Raw genomic sequence first — 15,191 nt, 5'->3', positions numbered from 1 at the left:
CGTTTTAGTAATACGGCGCCGCCAGCCCCTCAGCCTCGAAGGCCGCCTTCACCGCCGGGCGTTCCAGCACGCGGGCCAAGTACGGGCCCAGGTTGGCGAGCGTACGTGCCGGCCGGCCCATGAATCGGGTCCAGCGGCACAGCATGAACAGGTACGGGTCGGCCGCGCTGTACGTGTCGCCAAGCAGCCACGTACGCCCCGCCAGCGCCCGGTCCAGCCCATCGAAATGGCCGTTCAGCCGGGCCTCGGTCGCCGCCTTGAAGGCGGCCTGCGCCTCCGCGCCCTCGACATAGCGTTCGGGGTAGAAATACAGCAGCATCTCCGCCTGGACGCTGTTGGTCAGGTAGACCAGCCACTTGTAGAACTCCGCCCGTTCGGGCGTGCCGACCGCCGGGGCGAGCTTCGCCTCCGGATGCCTGTCGGCCAGATGCAGGCAGATGGCGGCGGCCTCGTACAGCACCAGATCGCCGTCCACCAGCGTCGGCACCCGGCCGTGCGGGTTCAGCGCCAGATAGGCCGCACTCCTGTGCTCCCCCTTGTCGCGGTCGAGCAGCACGAGGTCGAACGGCCGGCCGATCTCGCGCAGCAGGATGTGCGGCGCCATCGCGGCGGTGCTGGGCATGCCATAAAGCGTGGGCAAAGCGGTTCCTCCCGTCCTGTCGTTCCGGTCAAGCTGTCCCATCGGCTCCGGCGTCCCGCCAGCGCCTTGCGCGCATGGCACGGATGACCACGAAGCAGGTTTGTCGAGTGGCCGAACTGTGCGTATGATCGGCGGTACTGTTTAACAAATCGAACACCCCCCGGCAGACCTCCCGGGCATTGCGGGGGGAACGAAACCGACAAGACTGAACAGGAAGACCCTCTCCATGACCGCTTCGGGCAGCACCGTCGGCAACTCCGCCGCCAGCCGCGACAAGGCCTTCATCCTCCATCCCTACACCAACCTAGACGTCCACGAGACGCAGGGGCCGCTGATCATCGAGCGCGGCGAGGGTGTCCGCGTCTTCGACGACGGTGGCAAGGATTATATCGAGGGGATGGCCAGCCTGTGGTGCGTCTCGCTCGGCTGGGGGGAGGAGCGGCTGGTGCAGGCGGCGGCCAAGCAGATGCGGCAGCTGTCCAGCTATCACATCTTCGGCCACAAGTCGCACGAACCCGGCATCGATCTGGCGGAAAAGCTGATCGGGCTGGCACCGGTGCCGATGTCGAAGGTCTTCTTCGCCAATTCAGGATCGGAAGCCAACGACACCGCGATCAAGCTGATCTGGTACTACAACAACGCGCTCGGCCGGCCGGAGAAGAAGAAGATCCTCTCGCGCCAGCGCGCCTATCACGGCGTGACGGTGGCGACCGCCAGCCTGACCGGGCTGCCCAACAACCACCGCGACTTCGACCTGCCGATCGCCCGCATCATCCATGGCGACTGCCCGCACCATTACCGCAACGGGCTTGAGGGCGAAAGCGAGGATGCCTTCGCCACCCGCCTCGCCGAACAGCTGGAGGCGCTGATCCTGGCCGAGGGGCCGGACACCATCGCCGCCATGTTCGCCGAGCCGATCATGGGCGCCGGCGGCGTCGTGGTTCCGCCCGCGACCTACTTCGCCAAGATCCAGCCGGTGTTGAAGAAATACGACATCCTGCTGGTCGCCGACGAGGTGATCTGCGGCTTCGCCCGCACCGGCAATTTCTGGGGCAGCCAGACCGTGGGCATGCAGCCGGACATCCTGACCTGCGCCAAGCAGCTGTCGTCGGGCTATTTGCCGATCTCCGCCGTGATGGTCACCGACGCGATCTATCGCGCCTGCGTCGACGAGAGCCGGAAGATCGGCACCTTCGGCCATGGCTACACCTACTCCGCCCACCCGGTGGCGGCGGCGGTGGCGCTGGAAACGCTGAAGATCTACGAGGAGCGCGACGTGCTGGGCCATGTCCGCTCGGTCGCCCCGGCCTTCCAGAGCCGCCTGAAGGCGCTGGCGGATCATCCGCTGGTCGGCGAGGCCCGCGGCACCGGCCTGATCGGCGCGCTGGAACTGGTGGCCGACAAGGCGACCAGGACTCCCTTCGACCCCGTCGGCCGCGCCGGCGCGGTGGTCAACGGGCTGAGCCAGGACAACGGCCTGATCGTCCGCGCCATGGGCGATTCCATTGCGCTGTGCCCGCCGCTGGTGATCTCCGAGGCGGAAATCCACGAGACCTTCGACCGGCTGACCAAGGCGCTGGACGCCGCGGTGTCCGTGCTGCGGGGGTGAGTTGATACCCTCTCCCGCCCCTGAGATCCCCTCTCCCCGAAGGGAGAGGGGGAGAAGCCGGTGGGGAGAGGGAACTTAATCCCGCCGCAGGTGCATCTTGCCCAGGCCGCCCAGCGCGTCGAACAGCTGGCGGAACTGGGTGAGGAACTGCTCCCAGGTCGCCTTCGTCGTCGGTTCGATGGCGGCGTGCAGGGCGCCCAGGCTGGTCTTCCCGTCGATCCGCGACAGGATCGGGCCGGCCAGCCGGGGCAGGGGGAGCGCCACCACGCTGCCCATCAGGTCGAACTCCAGGCTGCCGCCGGGCGGGACATTCTTCGCGACGGTGGGGCCGTCGATGTCGCGCAGCACCGGAACCACATCCGGCCCGTCCGGCAGGATGCGGGCGGCGTCCAGGTCGGCGGGGCGCAGCAGATAGGCGATGTGCTTGGTGAAGGCGCCGGTGACGCGCTCGGTCCAGGCGGCGCGGTCCAGCATGCCCATCCCCTCCAGCCGCTTCAGGACGCGGGCGTCCTTCACCCACAGCGACGGCTCGTAGCGCAGCGGGTCGATCAGCGTCGCGATGGCGAGCCCGGCGCTGTCCGCCAGCTCCGCCAGCTGCGGCACGCTGTAGGGGCGGTCGCAGCTGTGCAGCAGCAGGTCGTAGAGGTTTGCGTCGGCCAAGCGGTGGTCGCTGATGTGCGGGTTGTTCAGCAGCCAGTTGGTCGGCGGCAGCGCCTGGATCAGCCGGCGGGCCAGCGCCACCTTCTCGGCCGGCGGCAGCCCGTCGGTCATGCCGCGCAGAGCCTCCTGCATCGGATAGACGCCGGTGCGGCCATAGGGGGCGTAGACCATGATGCCGATGCCGCCGCCGGACGCCAGCGCGCCGGCCAGCGAGCGCAGGCCGGCCGACGGATCGTCCAGATGGTGCAGCACGCCGCAGCAGTCGATGTAGTCGAACGGTCCCATCCCGTCGAGTTCCAGCAGCGATCCGCGGCGGAAGTCGATGTTGGTCAGGCCGCGCGCCTTGGCCCGAGCCTCGGCGACGGCGCGGCTGGCGTCGGACAGGTCGATGTAGGTGATGCGGCCGGGGTTGCCGGCATCGGCCATCTGCTGCGCCAGCATGATGGTGCCGTCCCCCGTGCCGCCGCCCGCCACCAGCACGCGCAGCGGCTTGGAATGGTCGATCCGGCCGCCGAAGACATGCTGGACCAGCTCGTCCAGATGGCTGGGCGAGCCGGTGATCAGGCGCTTGGATTCGTCGGCCGGGTTGCGCGCCGGGTAGGGATAGGCTTCGTACTGGGCGCGCAGGTCGTCGATGCTCATGGGGGACTGCTCATAAGGAACGGGCGCGGCGACCATAGCACCGCGCCCGTACGATGGCAGCCGTCCGATGGCAGCCGTCCGATGGCGCAGCCATTCGGTGGCGGAGGTCTCGGCCGATCTCAATCCGCCAGCGGAACGCAGATCTCGGTCAGCCACTCGGTCGGCGGCAAGGCCCGCGGGTTGTTGAGGTATTCCTCGTAGCAGGGGGCATTGCCCGGGGTGTGGCCGCTGCCGGGCAGCCACTCGCCGTAGAGCCAGCGGTAGACCGCGCCCAGTTCGGCATAGGGACCCTTGTGCCGCACCACGGCATGGCGGCCGCCGGGAATGTCCACCACGCGGATCGCCCCATCCTCCACGACACCCAGGTTCAGCATCAGCCCGGCGAAGGAACGCAGCTCCTCCGGCTTCACCGACTCGGGATCGTCGTAATAAATGGCGAAGCTGCGGGTGCCCGGACCGATCAGCCCCTGTTTCGATGCCCAGGCATAGAGCCGGTCGAAGCTGACGCCGATGGTCATGTAGGGACCGGTGTGCGGCAGCCCGACGATGCGATAGGCGGGCAGATCGCGGATTTCGACTTCATGCATGCTGTCCTCCGTTTGATGAGTGGTCGGAACCGGAGGATTGAGTCGCCCCCGCTTGCGGTAGGCGGCCGGCGTCACGCCATAGCTCTGCCCGAAGGCGCGGGTGAAGGCTTCGACGCTGCCGTAGCCCGCCCGCCGGGCGATGGCCGGGATGGCGATGCTGTCGCACACCAGATCGCCCGACGCCCGGTGCAGGCGCAGGCGGCGCAGGGTTTCCGCCGCCGTTTCGCCGGTGATCGCCCGGTAGACCCGGTGAAAATGGTAGGGCGAGAAGCAGGCGACTTCCGCCAGCCGGTCGAGGTCGAGCGGCTCGTCCAGATGGGCGGCGATATAGGCCACCACCCGTTCGGTCCGGTCGCCGTAATCCAGCCGGGTGCCGGGCTTCGCCGCGATGGCGGAGCAAGGTACCGGCAGTTCGGCGGAGATGCTGTCGTGGGCCATGGGGTGACATCCTCCAGTCCCGCCGAGGCTAACCGGCAGCCGCTTGATCGCGCTTGCGGAGTTAGACGGAAGGCCAGCCGGCTGCAGGCCGCACCTCGCCCACCCGCGTGCCGGCGCGGTTCAGCAGCGGTGTGGTCAGCAATTGCGGCACGCGCGCCCATTGGGCGTCGGTCAGCGCCCCGGTCGAGCGGATCAGGGCGGCCATCGCCACCTCGCGGGCGCGGGCGGCGCCGTCCTCGATCTTCAGCGCGATGCCGATGCCCTGTTCCGGGATCACGGCGCAGCCGACCCCCTCGGCCCCGGCCTTGACCAGGACGGCGCCTTCGGCCGCCTCCATCAGCGCGGTGTCGAAGGTTCCGGTGCCGCCGATCAGGAAGGGGTGCCTGCCCCAGGCGGCGGCGATGCGGGTGACCGCCTCGGCCCGCGTGTCGGGCAGGTCGACCGGGTCGGCGATGCGGGCCATGGCATAGGCGATGGCGCCCAGCGGGATGCCGATCGTGGGGATGGAGCAGCCGTCCACGCCCCAGGGCGCGCCGAACAGATCCTGGCCGGTCATCTGCTCCATCACGCCGAGGATGCGCTGCTGAACCGGGTGTTCGTAGCGGACATAGCCCTTCAGCCGCTCGCCCCTGTGCTTCGCCGTGGTCAGGAAGCCGCTGTGCTTGCCGGAGCAGTTGTTGTGGAAGGCGGTCGGCGCCTCGCCGCGGCGGACCAGATCCTCGGCGGTGGCGGGATCGTAGGGGATCTGCGCGCCGCATTCATAGTCGTCGAGCGTCAGCCCGACCCGCTCCGCCCAGGACCGCACCAGTTCGGTATGCCGCGCCTCGCCATTGTGGGAGGAGCAGGCGAGCGCCAGCTCCTCGTCCCCCAGCCCGAAGGCGTCGAGCGCGCCGCTTTCCACCAGCGGGATCGCCTGCAGCGACTTGATGGCGGAACGCGGGTAGACCGGCGCGTCGATGTCGCCCCAGCGCGCCAGCACATGGCCGCCGGCATCGACGATGCAGGCGCGGGCGCGGTGGACCGACTCCACCAGGCTGCCGCGCGTCACCTCCACCGTGATCGGGCTTTCCGCCGGGCCGGACAGGTCGGCGCGGCCTTCGGCGCTCTCACCATGAGGGTGGGAGTGGCCGTGGTGGTGGGAATGGCCGTGATGGTGGGAATGGCCGTGGTGGTGATCCCCACCGCAGCAGGAATGGTCGTGCGTATGGTCTTGGCTCATGCCGGCAAGCTTGCCTCGGGCGGGCGGCGGCGGCAAGCTCCCGCCCGGTCATATCCTTACTTCGATCAGCGGGTTCTTCATGCGTGGCTATTTCGGAATCGGGGTGGAGCGGATCAGCAAGCCGGGCAATGTCGGCAACCTGATGCGCACCGCCCATGCCTTCGGCGCCTCCTTCTTCTTCGCCATCGATCCGGAACCGGACCTGCGGGAGACGAAGCTGGTCGACACCTCGGGCGCCACGCTGCACCTGCCGCTCTACATCCACGAACGGGTTGCCGACTTCACCCTGCCCAGGGACTGCATGCTGGTGGGGGTGGAGCTGACCGACGACGCGGTGGAACTGCCCAGCTTCCGCCACCCGTCGCGTGCCGCCTATGTGCTGGGGCCGGAGCGCGACAGCCTGTCGCCCGCCCTGCTGGCGCGCTGCGACCATGTGGTGAAGATCCCGATGTCCTTCTGCATCAATGTCGGCGTTGCCGGGGCGCTGGTGATGTATGACCGGATGATCTCGCTGGGCCGCTTCGCCGAACGGCCGGTGCGTCCCGGCGGCCCGCTGGAGGGGCCGGCGCAGCACAAGCATGGCAAGCAGATCATGCGCAAGGAGGACCGCCGCCGCCGCATCCGCGGGGAGCAGAAGCCGGCCGACGGCAGCGACGAGTAAGGATGCGTCAGAGCGGCAGCGGATCGTTCCCGGCGACGGCGCAGATCCGCTGCACCACCGCTGGCTTGGGCACCGATATCTCCCCCTGCTCGAAGGCCACCACCTGAAGCGTGCCGCGCACCGCCTCCAGCAGCTCGCCCCGCCGCAGCAGGAAGTCGGGGGAGGACGGGCGGCCGAAGCGGGCATTGCCGTCGGCAAAGGTCTCGTAGATCAGCACGCCGCCCGGCTCCAGTGCCGCCAGGATGGCGGGGAAAAGCGGACGGTGCAGGTAGTTGGTGACGACGATCCCGGCGAAGCGCCCGTCGATTGGCAGGGTGGCGAGAGAGACGCCCGAGTCGCCGCCTTCAAGATCGGCCTGGATCAGGGTGACGCCGGCGCTGCCCTCCAGGTCGGCGACGCCGCCGAGGTCGCGGTCCAGCCCGACCGCCGGATGGCCGCGCCGGTGGAACAGCCGCAGATGCCGCCCGCCGCCGCAGGCGAGGTCGAGCACCGGGCCACCGGCCCGTACCAGCGGGGCGAATCGCTCCACCCAGGGGGAGGGCGGCGACAGCGGATGCGGCGTCGGCATGGTCGGATTCTCCTGGTCGGGGCTTCTTTTCCGCGGCCGCGGGAACGATATCACAGGGGGTATGGACGAAGGACCCGCCCGGCGTTTGACGGCGCGGTCCCGCCGTGCTGAATTAAGGCGATTCCCGAGTCGCGCCGCAACCCGGAACGGCGTGCCGGGACGGAGCTTCGTCGTTGCGGGTCAGTTTGGGGCTTGTGGGGATATGATCCTCTTCGCGTTGAGATGCTCGGCCGACCATCGGTTCGAGGCGTGGTTCCGCAACGGTGCGGCCTATGACGAGCAGGCGGCGGCGCACCAGATCGCCTGCCCGATCTGCGGCGACACGATCGTCGGCAAGGCGCCGATGGCCCCGCGCATTGCCAAGGGCGTCGCCAAGGCCGCCGACCGCGCCCGCGAACAGGCCGAAGCCGTCGCGGCCAGCGCCCCGCCCGCGGCCGCTCCCGGTCCGGTGCCGGCCGGCCTTCCGGCGCCGATCCCCGCCCCGGTCCCGCTGCCCAGCGCCGCCGACATGGTCGCCGCCCTGCCGCCAAGCCTGAACGACGCCCAGCGCGAGGCGGTGGCCGAGGTGATGCGGCAGCTGACCGAGGTGCGGCGCAGCGTGGAGAAGAACTGCGATTATGTCGGCGACCGCTTCGCCGAGGAGGCGCGGCGCATCCATTACGGCGAGACCGATCCCCGCGGCATCTATGGCGAGGCGTCGGACGACGAGGTCGCCGAACTCCACGAGGAAGGTGTGACATTTCACCGCATTCCGTGGATCCCGCGGACCGATTCCTGAGGAAGGCGCCGGCCGCGCGACCGCGGCCGCGACACTGATTCCCAACGAAACCATCTGAAAAGCTGACGGTTTGCAAGGCGCGCCCGGAAACGGGGGCGCCTTTTCCATATCCCGTCAAAGCCAAGCCCGAGCCGGGATTCCCGGGGGATCGTCCCCGGCCGGCGCGCCGTCCCATCGACCAAGGTAGGGGGTGCGCCCAACAATGATCTGTATCAAACAATTGGGCAGGTCAAGGGCGTACGAATTACGGGGAGAAACCCGGACGCGACCGCCCGGACGGCAAATGCCGCACTGTCCCGCAGACGGGGCTCTGAAGGACAGCCGAACAATTGCCGGCACTCGATGAGGGGACGCACATGAATCAAAACGCACAACGGATTTTGAACAATCCGAAGTTCCAGGAGCTGGTGGCGAAACGCTCCGCCTTCGCCTGGACTTTGTCGATTGCGATGCTGGTCATCTATTTCGGTTTCATCCTGCTGGTGGCGTTCGGGAAGAGCTTCCTGGGCACGCCGATCGGCTCCGGCGTCACGACCTGGGGCATTCCCATCGGCGTCTTCACCATCGTGTCCGCCTTCATCCTGACCGGCATCTATGTCTACCGGGCGAACGGCGAATTCGACGAGCTGAACCGCCAGATCCTGGAGGAATCGAAGTGATCCGCGCCGCCACCACCCGCATCGCCGCTCCGGCCGCCGCCCTGGCCGCCATGGCGGGCGCGCTGGTTCCCGCCTCCGCTTACGCCGCCGCCGTCGAAGGCGCGGTGACGAAGCAGGCGACGAACTGGTCCGCCATCATCATGTTCCTGATCTTCGTCCTCCTGACGCTGGGCATCACCTTCTGGGCGGCCCGCCGGACGAAGTCGGCCAAGGACTTCTACGCCGCCGGCGGCGGCATCACCGGCTTCCAGAACGGTCTGGCCATCGCCGGCGACTACATGTCGGCCGCGTCCTTCCTGGGCATCGCCGGCCTGGTGTACGCCAACGGCTTCGACGGCCTGATCTTCTCGGTGGGCTGGCTGGTCGGCTGGCCGATCATCCTGTTCCTGATCGCGGAACGGCTGCGCAACCTCGGCAAGTACACCTTCGCCGACGTCGCCTCCTACCGCTTCCAGCAGACGCCGATCCGCACGCTGTCGGCCTGTGGCTCGCTGGCGACCGTCACCTTCTACCTGATCGCCCAGATGGTGGGTGCGGGCAAGCTGATCCAGCTGCTGTTCGGCCTCGACTATCTGGTCGCCGTCATCATCGTCGGCGTGCTGATGATCGGCTACGTGACCTTCGGCGGCATGCTGGCGACCACCTGGGTGCAGATCATCAAGGCGGTGATGCTGCTGTCCGGCGCCTCCTTCATGGCCTTCATGATCCTGGCGAAGTTCGGCTTCAGCCCGGAGGCGATGTTCAAGGCCGCCGTCGACATCCACCCGAAGGGTCTGGCGATCATGTCGCCGGGCGCGCTGATCAACGACCCGGTCTCGGCGATCTCGCTGGGCATGGCGCTGATGTTCGGCACCGCCGGCCTGCCGCACATCCTGATGCGCTTCTTCACCGTCGCCGACGCCCGCGAAGCCCGCAAGTCGGTCTTCTACGCCACCGGCTTCATCGGCTACTTCTACATCCTGACCTTCATCATCGGCTTCGGCGCCATCCTGATGATCCTGGCCCCCGACGCCACCGGCGCCTATCCCTTCCTGACGGCGGCCCCGGCGGCCGGTGCCAAGGCGGTGATCGCCAACGTCATCGGCGGCACCAACATGGCGGCCATCCACACCGCCCATGCGGTCGGCGGCGACCTGTTCTACGGCTTCATCTCGGCGGTCGCCTTCGCCACCATCCTGGCGGTGGTCGCGGGCCTGACGCTGGCCGGCGCCTCGGCGGTCTCCCATGACCTCTACGCCTCGGTCATCGCCAAGGGCCGCGTCAACGAAGCCGACGAAATCCGCGTCTCGAAGATCACCACCGTCGTCATCGGCATCCTGTCGATCGTCCTGGGCATCGCCTTCGAGAACCAGAACGTCGCCTTCATGGTCGGCCTGGCCTTCGTCATCGCCGCTTCGGCCAATTTCCCGATCCTGCTGATGTCGATGTTCTGGAGCAAGATGACCACCCGCGGCGCCGTCATCGGCGGCACGCTGGGCCTGGTGTCCGCGGTCGTGATGCTGATCCTGGGTCCGACGGTGTGGAAGGCGGTTCTGGGCAACCCGACCGCGATCATCCCCTACGACAACCCCGGCCTGTTCTCGATCACCATCGCCTTCATCGGCATCTGGTTCTTCTCGATCACCGACAACAGCGCGCAGGCCCAGAAGGAGCGCAAGGACTTCGAAGCCCAGTACATCCGGTCGCAGACCGGCCTGGGTGCCGAGGGTGCCTCCGCCCACTAAGGCAACCTGCCGAACGAAGAAAAACGGGCACAGCAGCCAGAAGAAGAAGGGAAGGGATCGCGTCTCGCACCGCATCCCTTCCTCCCTCCGGGAAAGGCTCCAGCCCGTGCGGTGACCGAACCACGCCGCCAAATGTCGCACCCGCTTCCGGCCCCGCGCCCGGCGGGTGTATCCTGAAAAGCGCCTCCGGATCCGATCCGGGGGCGCTTTTTTATGCCCCGCCCTCCTGTGACGGAGCCCGCCCGTGCAGCACGCGACGCCGACCGCCTCCCCGGACTTCGATTTCGGCCGACCCCCTTTCGATCTGCTGACGGCGGATCAGCGCGCGGCGCTGGCCGATGCGCTGGACGTGGCGCTCCATCCGCGTGGGGCCGTGATCCTCAGCCGGGAGGAGCCGACCGATTCGCTGTTCGTCGTGCTGCGCGGGAGCGTGCAGGAACGCCGCGGCGGCGAGGTGGCGGCGGTCCACGGACCCGGCGACCGCTTCGGCTTGCAGGCGCTCTATGGCACGGCAGGAGGAGGGTACGGCTCCGGCAACCGCCGCTTCGTCGCGGCGGAGGACTGCGTCTGCCACCTGATCCCGCGCCCGGCGCTGGAAGCGCTGGCCGCAGAGAACCCGGCATTCGGCGCGGCGATCCTCGGCGATTTCGCCCAGCGCATGCGCGATCTGGCGGCCGAACGCTCCAACCGCGAGATGGCGGCCCTGACCATGGCCCGCATCCGGCAGGCCTACCTGCACCCGCCGCTGTTCGTGGAGGCCGGCGCCAGCCTGCGCGACGCGGCCGAGGCGATGCGGCAGAACCGCGCCAGCAGCGTGCTGGTGCGCGGGGAGGACGGGCGCACCGGCATCCTGACCGGCACCGACCTGCGCGATCTGGTGGTGCTGGACGGCCGGCCGGTGAGCGACCCGGTCGGGCCGCTCGCCCGCTACGGCCTGCTGACTCTGGACCGCGACGACCTGCTGTTCAACGCGCTGGTCCTGATGACCAAGCACGCGGTGCGCCGCGTCGTGGTGACGGAGAACGGGGCCATCGCCGGGCTGTTGGGGCAAAGCGACCTGCTGGCGGTGCTGTCCAACCATTCCCAGGTCATCGGCGTGCAGGTGGAGCATGCGACCGGACCCGACGACCTGCGCCGGGCCAGCCGATCCATCGTCGAGCTGATCCGCACCCTGCACGCCACCGGGGTCAAGGTGTCCTTCATCGCCGATCTGGTGACGGAGCTGAACCGCCGCATCTTCCGCAAGCTGTTCGAACTGCTGGCCCCGCCGGAGCTGCTGGCGAACAGCTGCCTGATCGTGATGGGCAGCGAGGGGCGCGGCGAGCAGTTGCTGAAGACCGACCAGGACAACGGGCTGATCCTGCGCGATGGCTTCGACTGTCCCGACCTGCCGCGCATCGCCGCCGAGTTCACCCGCCATCTGGTCGCGTTCGGCTATCCGCCCTGTCCGGGCAACATCATGCTGTCCAACCCGGAGTGGACGCGGCCGCTCGCCGGCTACAAGGACGCGATCTTCAGCTGGATCCACCGCCCGGACGAGGCGGCGCAGATGAACCTCGCCATCTTCTACGACGCCGCCCCGGTGGCCGGCGACGCTTCGCTGCTGGCCGCCGCGAAGGACTATCTGCTGAGCCGGCTTCAGGACAACCAGATGTTCTTCACCCAGTTCGCCCGCCCGACCCTGTCCTTCGACACGCCGAGCGGCCTGTTCGCCGCCCTGTTCGACCGGCGGCGGGGAGAACCGGTGGACATCAAGAAGGCCGGCATCTTCCCCATCGTCCATGGCGTGCGGGCGCTGGCGCTGGAGAAGCACCGGGCGGAAACCAACACGGTGGAGCGCATCCAGGTGCTGGCCGAGCTTGGCGCGCTGGACCGCAAAATGGCCGGCGATCTGGTGGAAGCCTTCACCATCCTATCGACCATCCGGCTGAAGGCGCGGGTCGATCTTCCCCAGGAAGGCGAAGGGGCGGAGGAGGGGGCGGAGCTGGCGATCGACAACCTCGTTCATCCCGACCGGCTGGGCAAGCTCGACCACGACCAGTTCAAGGATTGCCTGGCGCTGGTGAAGAGCTTCAAGGAGCTGATCGCCCACCATTTCCGACTGAACCACTGAGGCGGCGATGGTCCAGTCCGCACACACCGACACCGACCGTCACGGCGACCGGCGCGAACGCGTGGCGATCCATTGCGAGGCGACCGGCTTCGACCCGGAGGCCGCGCGGCCGCTGGCCTTCGCCGCCATCCGCATCCGCGGGCCGCGCATCCTGACCGGCAGCGCCCTGCTGCTCCATCCCGGCAGCGACACCGGGCTAGGGGAGGCCGGCGACCGGCTGCATGCCTTCATCGGCGACCGGCCGCTGGTCGGCTATTATCTGGATTTCTCCGTCGCCATGGCGGAACGGCTGACCGGACGCCCGCTGGCGCAGGAGCGGGTGGAGGTGTCCGGCCTCTATTACGACCGCAAGATTCGCAACGCGCTGAAGCACGCGGTCGACCTGCGGCTGGACAGCATGATCCGTGACCTCGACCTGCCGGTCCGCGCCGAGGGCGCCTTCGGCACCGCGCTGGCCGTGGCGATGGCGTGGCTGCGGCTGACGCAGGAGGAGCGCTGAGGAGGGATCAGGACCCGACTCCTCAGAACCCCACCCGATCCACCTCGACGTTGCGGTCGTGGGTCAGCGACGGGACCATGCCGCGGGCCTCCGCCACCCGGTCGAGGTCGAGGTCGGCGGTGATGAAGCCGACATCGGTGCCGGCATCGGCCAGCACCTCGCCCCAGGGGGCGATCAGCAGGGAATGGCCGTAGGTCTGGCGGCCCTGGTCGTGGCTGCCGGTCTGGGCCGGGGCGATGACGAAACAGCCGGTCTCGATGGCGCGGGCGCGCAGCAGCGTGTGCCAGTGGGCGCGGCCGGTCGGCACGGTGAAGGCGGCCGGCACGGTCAGGATCGACGCCCCCGCCTGGGCCAGCGCCCGGTACAGATAGGCGAATCGCACGTCGTAGCAGACGGTCATGCCGATGCCGCCCCACGGGCTGGACGCCACCACCGCCCGCCCGCCCGGCCGGAAGGTTGCCGATTCGCGGTAGGATTCGCCGTCCTTCAGCGTGACGTCGAACATGTGGATCTTGTCGTAGGAGGCGACGATCCGCCCGCCGGCGTCGAACAGGTAACTGCGGTTGGCGGCGCGCCCGTCGTCGAGCAGGACATGCAGGGTGCCGCCCAGGATCCAGGCCCCGGTCTCCCGCGCCAGATCGGCGAAGAAGGGGATGCCGGGATGCTCCGCCTCGGTGCGGACGCGCTCCATCGTCTTGTCGCGGCCCTGGACGATCCAGCCGACATTCTCCGGCAGCGCGATGAAGGCCGCCCCGGCGTCGCGGGCGCGGCGGACGAGGTCGCCCGCCGCCCGCAGGTTCGGCTCAAGCTCCGTCCCCGCATTCACCTGGACGCAGGCGGCCTTCAGGACGCCGCTCATGCCGCGATGCCGAGCAGCGGGTCGAGCTTGCCGGCGCGGTCCAGCGCGTGGATGTCGTCGCTGCCGCCATAGGGCTTCCCGTCGATGAAGATCTGCGGGACGGTGGTCCGCCCTTCCGACCGCTCGATCATCTCGCTGCGGCGGCCCGGCTGGGCGTAGAGGTCGATTTCCTCGTATTTCACGCCCTTGCCGTCGAGCAGGCTCTTGGCCCGCATGCAGTAGGGGCAGAAGGGCGTGGTGTAGATGACGACGTCGGCCATGCCACGGGGCTCCTTTTGGACGTGGGGAAACTATAAGGTCAACCCACGAGGGGCGCCAGACGTTGCAGCCCGCGCGCAACGCCGGTCAGCCTCGCCGGACGCGGCCCTTTTCAAGCGTCAGCGGAGCACCACGCGGGCCAGCGTCAGCACGTCCACCCTGGCCGCCCCTGCGCGCAGCAGGACCCGCGTGCATTCGGCCAGCGTCGCCCCGGTGGTCAGCACGTCGTCGACCAGCACCAGCCGCTGGCCCCGGACGGATTGTCCCGGCCGCAGGCGGAAGGCGCCCTTGACGTTGCGGTGACGCCCCTGGCGGTCCAGCCCGCCCTGGGTCGGGGTGGCGCGCCGCCGTTCCAGCAGGTCCGGTGTGGTGGGCACGCCGCTGTGCCGCGACAGCGCCTGCGCCAACAGGGCGGCCTGGTTGTAGCGGCGGTGGAACAGGCGGGCGCGGTGCAGCGGCACCGGCACCAGCCGGTCGGCACCCTCCAGCAGCTCCCGCCCCGCGCGGGCCATCCAGACGCCGTAGGCCCTGGCGGCATGGATGCGGTCGCCATGCTTGAACCCCAGCACCAGCGGCCGGCTGCCGTCGTCATAGACCAGCACGGCGCGGGCGCGGGCGAAGGGCGGAGGAGCGGCAAGGCAGGCGCCGCACAGCGCCCCCTCTTGCGCCTCATACTCGAAGGGCAGGCCGCAGCAGGCGCAGAAGGGCGGAGCGATGAAGGTCAGGCCGGTCCAGCAGCGTGCGCACAGGCCCCCCTGCCGGTCCACCGCCTCGCCGCAGCTGAGACAGCGCGGCGGCAGCAGCGCGTCCAGCAGCTGGCCGGCCAGCCGGGCGGCGGTACCGGCGGCGGCGCGGCCGAACCCTGCGATCGGGGAGGGTGCCTGCATCCGACCGGTCCCCGTCACTGCAGCATGGCGATGCGTTCGAAGATCACGCCGGTGTAGTCGCGCAGCGCCAGATAGATCGCCGGCCCGGTGACGAACAGGATCAGCAGCGTGGCGAAGAACTTCGAATCCTGCTGCAGCGAGGGCTCGTTGATGTGGGTGGCGCTCTGGAACAGCATAATCACCGCCGACAGCAGGGCGGTGATTCCCAGTGGCGGCAGCGAGATCTTCAGGATGACCATCAGCGCCTCGTGGCTGACGGCGATGGCCTCGTCGATGCCCATGCGGATGCCTGTCCGGTTTGCCGACCCGTTCGGGGGTAGTGCCGTGGAGAAGGTGGCTGGGCTGCGAGTGTAGCACGGTTGTCGTGCCGCCGGGCTGGGGTATAGTGCG

At 69.0% G+C, this 15,191-nt stretch carries 16 protein-coding genes; 7 read left to right on the top strand and 9 right to left on the bottom strand.

Annotated elements, in window-relative coordinates; translation table 11 throughout:
* Positions 1 to 4: 4 nt before the first annotated feature.
* Positions 5 to 640, bottom strand: coding sequence for a glutathione S-transferase family protein (locus AB8P05_RS08260; protein ID WP_472757597.1), 636 nt, complete (start codon positions 638 to 640; stop codon positions 5 to 7).
* 226 nt (positions 641 to 866) lie between these two features.
* On the opposite strand from AB8P05_RS08260, the gene AB8P05_RS08255 reads away from it, so the two are divergent.
* The gene (locus AB8P05_RS08255; protein ID WP_472757596.1) at positions 867 to 2,249 is read left to right on the top strand and encodes an aspartate aminotransferase family protein; all 1,383 of its coding nucleotides are present in this window, start codon (positions 867 to 869) and stop codon (positions 2,247 to 2,249) included.
* Positions 2,250 to 2,324: 75 nt separating this feature from the next.
* On the opposite strand, the gene AB8P05_RS08250 is transcribed toward AB8P05_RS08255, so the two are convergent.
* The 3 genes from AB8P05_RS08250 to AB8P05_RS08240 all read right to left on the bottom strand — a co-directional run bounded on the left by AB8P05_RS08250 (position 2,325) and on the right by AB8P05_RS08240 (position 5,795).
* Positions 2,325 to 3,551, bottom strand: coding sequence for a class I SAM-dependent methyltransferase (locus AB8P05_RS08250; RefSeq protein WP_472757595.1), 1,227 nt, complete (start codon positions 3,549 to 3,551; stop codon positions 2,325 to 2,327).
* 119 nt (positions 3,552 to 3,670) lie between these two features.
* A complete protein-coding gene (locus AB8P05_RS08245; protein WP_472757594.1) occupies positions 3,671 to 4,576 on the bottom strand; it encodes an AraC family transcriptional regulator in 906 nt (301 codons plus the stop codon).
* 61 nt (positions 4,577 to 4,637) lie between these two features.
* Positions 4,638 to 5,795, bottom strand: coding sequence for an asparaginase (locus AB8P05_RS08240; RefSeq protein ID WP_472757593.1), 1,158 nt, complete (start codon positions 5,793 to 5,795; stop codon positions 4,638 to 4,640).
* A gap of 79 nt (positions 5,796 to 5,874) precedes the next feature.
* Between AB8P05_RS08240 and AB8P05_RS08235 the strand changes: the two genes are divergently transcribed.
* The gene (locus AB8P05_RS08235; RefSeq protein WP_455172761.1) at positions 5,875 to 6,456 is read left to right on the top strand and encodes an RNA methyltransferase; all 582 of its coding nucleotides are present in this window, start codon (positions 5,875 to 5,877) and stop codon (positions 6,454 to 6,456) included.
* A gap of 7 nt (positions 6,457 to 6,463) precedes the next feature.
* On the opposite strand, the gene AB8P05_RS08230 is transcribed toward AB8P05_RS08235, so the two are convergent.
* The gene (locus AB8P05_RS08230; protein WP_472757592.1) at positions 6,464 to 7,024 is read right to left on the bottom strand and encodes a class I SAM-dependent methyltransferase; all 561 of its coding nucleotides are present in this window, start codon (positions 7,022 to 7,024) and stop codon (positions 6,464 to 6,466) included.
* Positions 7,025 to 7,226: 202 nt separating this feature from the next.
* Here AB8P05_RS08230 and AB8P05_RS08225 point away from each other — a divergent pair, with 202 nt between their 5' ends.
* The 5 genes from AB8P05_RS08225 to AB8P05_RS08205 all read left to right on the top strand — a co-directional run bounded on the left by AB8P05_RS08225 (position 7,227) and on the right by AB8P05_RS08205 (position 12,797).
* Complete coding sequence (locus tag AB8P05_RS08225) at positions 7,227 to 7,802, top strand: DUF1178 family protein (RefSeq protein ID WP_472757591.1); 576 nt, start codon at positions 7,227 to 7,229, stop codon at positions 7,800 to 7,802.
* Between the two features lie 356 nt (positions 7,803 to 8,158).
* On the top strand, positions 8,159 to 8,461 hold the full coding sequence (locus AB8P05_RS08220; RefSeq protein ID WP_455172758.1) for a DUF485 domain-containing protein: 303 nt from the start codon (positions 8,159 to 8,161) through the stop codon (positions 8,459 to 8,461).
* A 50-nt stretch (positions 8,462 to 8,511) separates the two neighbouring features.
* Positions 8,512 to 10,185, top strand: a complete 1,674-nt coding sequence (locus tag AB8P05_RS08215) for a cation acetate symporter (RefSeq protein WP_455173067.1) — start codon at positions 8,512 to 8,514, stop codon at positions 10,183 to 10,185.
* Positions 10,186 to 10,429: 244 nt separating this feature from the next.
* The gene (locus AB8P05_RS08210; protein WP_472757590.1) at positions 10,430 to 12,298 is read left to right on the top strand and encodes a DUF294 nucleotidyltransferase-like domain-containing protein; all 1,869 of its coding nucleotides are present in this window, start codon (positions 10,430 to 10,432) and stop codon (positions 12,296 to 12,298) included.
* A gap of 7 nt (positions 12,299 to 12,305) precedes the next feature.
* Complete coding sequence (locus tag AB8P05_RS08205) at positions 12,306 to 12,797, top strand: 3'-5' exonuclease family protein (RefSeq protein ID WP_472757589.1); 492 nt, start codon at positions 12,306 to 12,308, stop codon at positions 12,795 to 12,797.
* 22 nt (positions 12,798 to 12,819) lie between these two features.
* On the opposite strand, the gene AB8P05_RS08200 is transcribed toward AB8P05_RS08205, so the two are convergent.
* From AB8P05_RS08200 to AB8P05_RS08185, 4 genes are all read right to left on the bottom strand, one after another.
* On the bottom strand, positions 12,820 to 13,656 hold the full coding sequence (locus tag AB8P05_RS08200; protein WP_472757588.1) for a carbon-nitrogen hydrolase family protein: 837 nt from the start codon (positions 13,654 to 13,656) through the stop codon (positions 12,820 to 12,822).
* The gene (gene grxC / locus AB8P05_RS08195; protein WP_109152413.1) at positions 13,653 to 13,916 is read right to left on the bottom strand and encodes a glutaredoxin 3; all 264 of its coding nucleotides are present in this window, start codon (positions 13,914 to 13,916) and stop codon (positions 13,653 to 13,655) included. Before grxC ends, AB8P05_RS08200 begins: the two co-directional genes overlap by 4 nt.
* 117 nt (positions 13,917 to 14,033) lie before the next feature.
* Positions 14,034 to 14,801: a ComF family protein gene (locus AB8P05_RS08190; RefSeq protein WP_472757587.1), complete on the bottom strand. Its 768-nt coding sequence runs from the start codon at positions 14,799 to 14,801 to the stop codon at positions 14,034 to 14,036.
* Positions 14,802 to 14,815: 14 nt separating this feature from the next.
* Complete coding sequence (locus AB8P05_RS08185; protein WP_310111241.1) at positions 14,816 to 15,082, bottom strand: flagellar biosynthetic protein FliQ; 267 nt, start codon at positions 15,080 to 15,082, stop codon at positions 14,816 to 14,818.
* Between the last annotated feature and the right edge of the window lie 109 nt (positions 15,083 to 15,191).

The organism is Azospirillum sp. VT-I1 (assembly GCF_055698305.1).
Note: the sequence above shows the minus strand (reverse complement) of the source record. Positions and strands in the feature narration are given on the sequence as shown.

Excerpts from the sequence above, each read along its gene's own strand:
- AB8P05_RS08255 (WP_472757596.1), top strand. The coding sequence starts at position 867 with ATGACCGCTTCGGGCAGCACCGTCGGCAACTCCGCCGCCAGCCGCGAC.
- AB8P05_RS08250 (WP_472757595.1), bottom strand. The coding sequence starts at position 3,551 with ATGAGCATCGACGACCTGCGCGCCCAGTACGAAGCCTATCCCTACCCG.
- AB8P05_RS08245 (WP_472757594.1), bottom strand. The coding sequence starts at position 4,576 with ATGGCCCACGACAGCATCTCCGCCGAACTGCCGGTACCTTGCTCCGCC.
- AB8P05_RS08240 (WP_472757593.1), bottom strand. The coding sequence starts at position 5,795 with ATGAGCCAAGACCATACGCACGACCATTCCTGCTGCGGTGGGGATCAC.
- AB8P05_RS08235 (WP_455172761.1), top strand. The coding sequence starts at position 5,875 with ATGCGTGGCTATTTCGGAATCGGGGTGGAGCGGATCAGCAAGCCGGGC.
- AB8P05_RS08230 (WP_472757592.1), bottom strand. The coding sequence starts at position 7,024 with ATGCCGACGCCGCATCCGCTGTCGCCGCCCTCCCCCTGGGTGGAGCGA.
- AB8P05_RS08225 (WP_472757591.1), top strand. The coding sequence starts at position 7,227 with ATGATCCTCTTCGCGTTGAGATGCTCGGCCGACCATCGGTTCGAGGCG.
- AB8P05_RS08220 (WP_455172758.1), top strand. The coding sequence starts at position 8,159 with ATGAATCAAAACGCACAACGGATTTTGAACAATCCGAAGTTCCAGGAG.
- AB8P05_RS08215 (WP_455173067.1), top strand. The coding sequence starts at position 8,512 with ATGGCGGGCGCGCTGGTTCCCGCCTCCGCTTACGCCGCCGCCGTCGAA.
- AB8P05_RS08205 (WP_472757589.1), top strand. The coding sequence starts at position 12,306 with ATGGTCCAGTCCGCACACACCGACACCGACCGTCACGGCGACCGGCGC.
- AB8P05_RS08200 (WP_472757588.1), bottom strand. The coding sequence starts at position 13,656 with ATGAGCGGCGTCCTGAAGGCCGCCTGCGTCCAGGTGAATGCGGGGACG.
- grxC (WP_109152413.1), bottom strand. The coding sequence starts at position 13,916 with ATGGCCGACGTCGTCATCTACACCACGCCCTTCTGCCCCTACTGCATG.
- AB8P05_RS08190 (WP_472757587.1), bottom strand. The coding sequence starts at position 14,801 with ATGCAGGCACCCTCCCCGATCGCAGGGTTCGGCCGCGCCGCCGCCGGT.
- AB8P05_RS08185 (WP_310111241.1), bottom strand. The coding sequence starts at position 15,082 with ATGGGCATCGACGAGGCCATCGCCGTCAGCCACGAGGCGCTGATGGTC.